At 68.1% G+C, this 6,184-nt stretch carries 3 protein-coding genes; all 3 read left to right on the top strand.

Annotation, left to right across the window (positions count from 1 at the left end; genetic code table 11):
• The first annotated feature begins 237 nt into the window (after positions 1 to 237).
• The 3 genes from AB0N66_RS19350 (at position 238) to AB0N66_RS19340 (ending at position 6,166) form a co-directional block, all read left to right on the top strand.
• Complete coding sequence (locus tag AB0N66_RS19350) at positions 238 to 1,710, top strand: ABC transporter permease (RefSeq protein ID WP_365436050.1); 1,473 nt, start codon at positions 238 to 240, stop codon at positions 1,708 to 1,710.
• A gap of 244 nt (positions 1,711 to 1,954) precedes the next feature.
• Positions 1,955 to 2,638 carry an ABC transporter ATP-binding protein gene (locus tag AB0N66_RS19345; RefSeq protein WP_365436047.1) on the top strand — a complete coding sequence of 228 codons (684 nt, stop codon included), beginning with the start codon at positions 1,955 to 1,957 and terminating at the stop codon, positions 2,636 to 2,638.
• Between the two features lie 285 nt (positions 2,639 to 2,923).
• On the top strand, positions 2,924 to 6,166 hold the full coding sequence (locus AB0N66_RS19340; RefSeq protein ID WP_365436106.1) for a S8 family peptidase: 3,243 nt from the start codon (positions 2,924 to 2,926) through the stop codon (positions 6,164 to 6,166).
• Positions 6,167 to 6,184: the final 18 nt, after the last annotated feature.

Here is a 6,184-nt window from a genome sequence, read left to right as displayed (position 1 = left end):
AGCTTCTTTGGCCCCTGAGCAGTCCGGATCTCCCGGATCTTGAAGTCCATCGCATCCCCTGAACTGGGGTGTTGCGACGACCACTAGAACGGAAGGTCAGGTGCGGGCCTTCGTGCTTGGGGCCCGCACAGGCTTCCTCGGTAATGCACAGGTGAAATCCGGCTCCGCCACAGCCTTCTCATCATTCTCTTATCTCGGCCTTATGTCTTCATCACAAGCCGTACCTACCTTGCGGCCATGTTCTTCACTTACCTGAGGCGCGAACTGCGCCGCCGCAGAAAGGCGGCCCTCGTCGTCGCCTCCGGGCTCGCCCTGGGCATCGCCCTGGTCATCGTGGTCAGTTCCGTGTCCTCGGGCATGGAGAAGGCCCAGGGCAAAGTCCTCCAGTCGCTGTACGGACTGGGTACGGACATGACGGTCACGAAGGCTGCCGCGGCTCAGACGGACACCAGCGAACGCCCGCGCTTCAACTTCGACGCGAACGACAGCGACTCCGAGCAGAGCAGCGACCGCGTGATGGTCCAGGGCTTCCAGACCCTGGCCTCCAGCACAGTCACCAAGGTCGACTCGCAGGCAGGCGTCGCGGATTCCGTCGGCGGGCTCAGCCTCCAGGTCATCAAGGTCAACGGCCAGTTCCGGCAGGGCCAGTTCCAGCAGGACGAGGGCGCGACGGCGGCCCCCGGTGGTCGTGGCGGTGGCGGCACCGGTGCCCCGCAGGGCCGTGTCGAGGGCGGTGGCGCCGAGTTCGACGTCAACAACTATTCCGTCTACGGCACCGACGTCACCAAGCCGGAGCTCGGCCCGCTGACCTCCTCGAAGATCACCAGCGGCCGTACGTTCACGACGTCCGAGAAGGATGCCAAGGTCGTCGTCGTCGACACCTCGTACGCCAAGGAGAACAAGCTCGTTCTCAACGGCACCGTCACGATCAAGAGCGTCAAGTACAAGGTCATCGGCATAGCGACGCCCGACAGCGGTGACGCGGCGGCCAACCTGTACATCCCGCTCAAGCAGGCGCAGACGCTCAGCGACTCCAAGGACAAGGTCACCACGATCTACGTCCAGGCGTCCGACTCGCAGCAGATCGACAGCGTCAAGAGCACCATCCAGAAGAACATCTCGGGTACGACGGTCACCACCTCCGCCGACCTCGCGAACACCGTCTCCGGCTCCCTGTCGACCGCCTCCGACCTCGCCTCGAACGTGGGCAAGTGGCTGTCCATCGCGGTGCTCATCGCCGCGTTCCTGGTCGCCGGTCTGCTCACCTCCTCGGCCGTCTCCCGGCGTGTCCGCGAGTTCGGCACCCTGAAGGCGCTCGGCTGGAAGTCGGGCCGGGTGACCCGCCAGGTGGTCGGTGAGGCCATCGTCAACGGCCTGGTCGGCGGCGTCCTCGGTATCGCGGTCGGCCTCGCGGGCGCGTTCGTCGTCACCGAGATCAGCCCCACCCTCCAGGCGGAGGTGGGGAGTTCGGGCGGCGGCGCGGCGGCCGGTCCCGGCGGGGGCGGCGGTGGTGGCGGAGGCGGCGGCTTCGGCGCCGCCCGTCAGACCGCGTCCTCGACCCTCGACGTCGCGCTCAGCGCGCCCGTCAGCCTCAACACCATCGTCGTGGCGGTCGGCCTGGCCGTCGCCGGCGGCCTGATCGCCGGTGCCTTCGGCGGCTGGCGTGCCTCCCGGCTGCGTCCCGCGGACGCGCTGCGCCGCGTCGAGTAGTCCGGCCCCGCACGGCTCACGCGGCTGGGGCCTGTCCGGCGGATCAGGCCGGAGGAAGGCGACGGCGCCCTGTGAGCCCAGGCGAGCGGGGTGTGGTGCGTGCAGCTGCAAGGCGGAGGAGGGCGACGGCGCGGAGCGTCGGCAACCGACGACAACGCCGCAGATGTGCGTGCCACACCCCGCGTCTCCGGCCTGATCCGCCGGACAGGTCCTAACCCCCTTACGCACAACCAGGAGTTGTTCCATGTACGAACTCAGAGGCGTCATCAAGCGCTATTCGCGGGGCAGGGACACGATCAACGCCCTCGCGGGTGTCGACCTGACCATCGCGGACGGCGACCGACTGGTCATCCAGGGCCCCACCGGTGGCGGAAAGTCCACCCTTCTCCAGATGCTCGGCGGGCTCGACCGGCCCACTGAGGGCAGCGTCGAACTCGACGGCACGGACATGGCGAAGCTGTCCGAGGCGAAGCTCACCAAGGTGCGCGCCGAGAACATCGGCTTCGTCTTCCAGAGCTTCAACCTGATTCCCACGCTCACCGCCCAGGAGAACGTGGAGACCGCTCTCGTACCCCTCGGGGTGAAGGCGAAGGAGCGGCGGCAGCGGGCCGCCGACGCGCTGGCGTCGGTGGGTCTCGAGGAGCGGCTCGGGCATCTGCCCGCTGAGCTGTCCGGTGGTCAGCAGCAGCGCGTCGCCATCGCCCGCGCGCTGGTCAAGCAGCCGAAGGTACTGCTCGCCGACGAACCGACCGGCAACCTCGACGAGTCGATGCGCGACGAGATCATGGACGTACTGGAAACCATGTGGAAGGAGCACGGGCTCACTTTCATCATGGTCACGCACGACTCCTCGATCGCGAAGAAGGCCCCGCGAGTTGCGACGATCCGCAAGGGCAAGCTCACCGTCAAGGAGAACGCGGGAGCGTAGAGGAGCACAGAAGAGGGGGCTCGGGAGTGCGGCGGAAGGTGTCCGTCAACTCTTCACCTGTGTCTCTGCTATTGAGAATCTGTGCCCCGCTATTGAGAAGCCGATCACCCCCCGGGCATACTTACGTATTCCGGGGGGTGCATGTACGCGCGTGCGGAACTTCCTCCGGCCGGATGAATGGGGATTCGTCCGGATCTCATCTCAGGGGGAGTTTTGCGCAGACAAGTGAAAAGAGCATGCCTCGCGACGGTCGCCGCGGCGGCCGCGGTGGCCCTGGCGGCGGGAATGACCAGCCCGGCGTCGGCGGAGTACGCGAGTGGAACATCTGCCACGGGGCAGGCCAAGCAGGCCGACCTCACGGCCAAGCACTACATCACGCTGATCACCGGTGACCGGGTGGCCATCGACGCCAAGGGTCGTGTCGTCGGCGTCGAGCGTGCCGAGGGCCGCGAGAACATACCGGTCCGGACCCGCGAGGCCGACGGCCACACCCTCGTGGTGCCGGCCGACGCGCAGCGCCTGATAGCCACCGGCAAGCTCGACCAGCGGCTCTTCGACGTCACCGAGCTGAACACGGCGGCGACCCGCAAGTCCCAGAAGCAGGGACTGAAGGTGATCGTCGGCTACAAGGGCACGGCGACGGCGGCCAAGGACGACGTCCGTGACGCGGGCACCGTCCGCAGGACCCTCAAGTCCCTGAACGCGGACGCCGTGGTGACGCCCAAGCAGGACGCGGCCGAGCTGTGGGACGCGGTCACCGAGGACGGTAGCGCCGCCTCCGGTGTCGCGCACGTCTGGCTGGACGGCGTGCGTGAGGCGAGCCTCGACAAGTCCGTGCCGCAGATCGGCGCCCCCAAGGCGTGGGCCGCCGGTTACGACGGCACGGGCGTCAAGATCGCCGTCCTGGACACCGGCGTCGACGCGACCCACCCGGACCTCGCGGGTCAGGTGACCGAGTCCAAGAACTTCTCCACCTCGCCCGACGCGACCGACAAGTACGGCCATGGCACGCACGTCGCGTCGATCGCGGCGGGCACCGGCGCCAAGTCGAACGGCAAGTACAAGGGTGTCGCGCCCGGCGCGAAGATCCTCAACGGCAAGGTCCTCAGCGACGAGGGCTTCGGCGACGACTCCGGCATCCTCGCCGGCATGGAGTGGGCGGCCGAGCAGGGCGCCGACATCGTGAACCTCAGCCTGGGCGGCGGGGACACCCCCGAGATCGACCCGCTCGAGGCCGAGGTGAACAAGCTGTCCGAGGAGAAGGGCATCCTCTTCGCGATCGCCGCCGGCAACGATGGCCCAGGAGAGCAGACCGTCGGCTCCCCGGGCAGCGCGGCCGACGCGCTGACCGTCGGCGCCGTGGACGGCAGCGACAAGCTGGCGTCCTTCTCCAGCCGCGGCCCCGGCCTGGACGGCGCGATCAAGCCGGACGTCACGGCGCCCGGCGTGGACATCACCGCGGCCTCGGCCGCGGGCAGCGTCATCGCCAAGGAGGTCGGCGAGAATCCGGCCGGCTACCTGACCATCTCCGGTACGTCGATGGCGACCCCGCATGTCGCGGGCGCGGCGGCGATCCTCAAGCAGCAGCACCCGGACTGGACGTTCGCCGAGCTCAAGGGCGCGCTGACCGGCTCCGCGAAGGGCGGCGCGTACACGCCGTTCCAGCAGGGTTCGGGCCGTATCCAGGTCGACAAGGCCATCCAGCAGACCGTGATCGCCGAGACGTCGTCGGTGAGCTTCGGCACCCAGCAGTGGCCGCACACCGACGACACCCCGGTGACCAAGCAGGTCACCTACGGTAACTTCGGCACGGCCGACGTCACCCTGAACCTCGCGGCGACGGCGACCAACCCCAGCGGCCAGGCGGCTCCGGCGGGCTTCTTCACGCTCGGCGCGAAGACGGTCACCGTCCCGGCGGGCGGCAGGGCCTCCGTCGACCTGACGGTCAACACGAAGCTGGGCGGCACCACGGACGGCGCGTACTCGTCGTACGTGACGGCGACCGGCGGCGGCCAGACCGTCCGTACGGCGGCGGCGGTGCAGCGCGAGGTGGAGTCGTACGACGTGACGGTGAACTACATCACGCGTGCCGGCGAGCAGCCCATCCACCTCACCGACCTGTGGGCCTACTCGGGTGTGGCCAACGGGCGGGACTTCTACCGTGAGGGCACCGGCGCCACCGACACCATCCGGGTGCCCAAGGGCACGTACACCGTGGACACCGTCCTCGTGAAGGACCTCGTCACGATCGAGGGTGGCCTGGACTGGCTGGTCCAGCCCAAGCTGAGCGTCACCAAGAACACCACGGTGACGATCGACCAGCGCACCGCCAAGGGCGCCGACATCACGGTGCCGGACGCGGCGGCGCAGCAGCTCTCCGCGGGCGTCTCCTACTCGTACGACCCCGCCGGCGTCGCTGTCGGCATCGGCGTGGACTCGTTCAAGAACCTGCGGGTGGCGCACGTCGGCCCGGCGATCTCCTCCGGTCTCTCCCAGAGCTGGTCCGGCACCTGGATCAAGGGCGCCGCCACCGAGTACGACGTGTTCACCGGCGGCCAGCTCACCAAGCTGCAGGGCGCCAAGACCAAGCACTACAAGGCGAGCGAACTCGCCAAGGTGAAGACGAACCTGGGGGCCTCGGCCACCGGCAAGACGGGTGCGGTCGCCGCCTACGGCGAGCTGCCCAACGACTTCTCCTTCGGCGTTGAGGTCGGGCAGAAGCTGCCGGGCACGCGGACGCTCTACGTGTCCACCGGAGACAAGGTCAAGTGGGGTCTCGACTTCACGCAGTACGGGCCCATAGGTGCGGACGGCTACCCGAGCGTCGAGGCCTACTACACCCTGGGCGACCCGCTGACCTTCGCGGCGGGCAAGACCTACTCGAAGACCTTCAACACCGCGGTCTTCGGCCCGAAGCTCAACAGTCTGTACGGCGCCTACCGCAGCGGCGACTACCTGTACGGCTATCTGCCGGTGTTCGCCGACGGAGCCGGTCACGCCGGTGACTCGCTCTACAGCTCGGTGAAGACGACCCTGTACCGCAACGGCACCAAGATCGCGGCGAACGCTGATCCGCTGGACGGCAGCGGGCAGTTCAAGGTCCCTGCGGCGGACGCGCTGTACCAGCTGTCCACGTCCATCACGCGTTCCTCGAAGGTGGCCACGGCCGCCACGAAGATCAACGCGAGCTGGACGTTCCGCTCGAAGAAGGTCGCCGACGCGAAGCTGCCGCTCTCGACGGCCCGCTTCGGTGCATCCGTCGGCCTGGACGGCCGTGCCACGGCCGGCCAGAAGGTGACCATCCCGGTCACCGTGCAGGGCGCGGCCGCTGGCAGCAACCTCAAGTCCCTTGATGTGTACGTCAGTTACGACGCCGGCAAGAAGTGGACCAAGGTCACCGTCAAGAGTGGCAAGGTCACCTTCAAGAACCCGGCGAAGGGCAAGAGCATCTCCTTCAGCGCCAGGATCGCCGACAAGAAGGGCAACAAGTCGACGGTCTCGATCTTCAACGCGTACTACGGCAAGTGAGCCCGTACGTGAAGTGAG

The sequence above is a fragment of the Streptomyces sp. NPDC093544 genome, assembly GCF_040683495.1.
Classification (GTDB): Bacteria; Actinomycetota; Actinomycetes; order Streptomycetales; family Streptomycetaceae; genus Streptomyces.
This window is presented reverse-complemented; position numbering and strand designations above follow the sequence as displayed.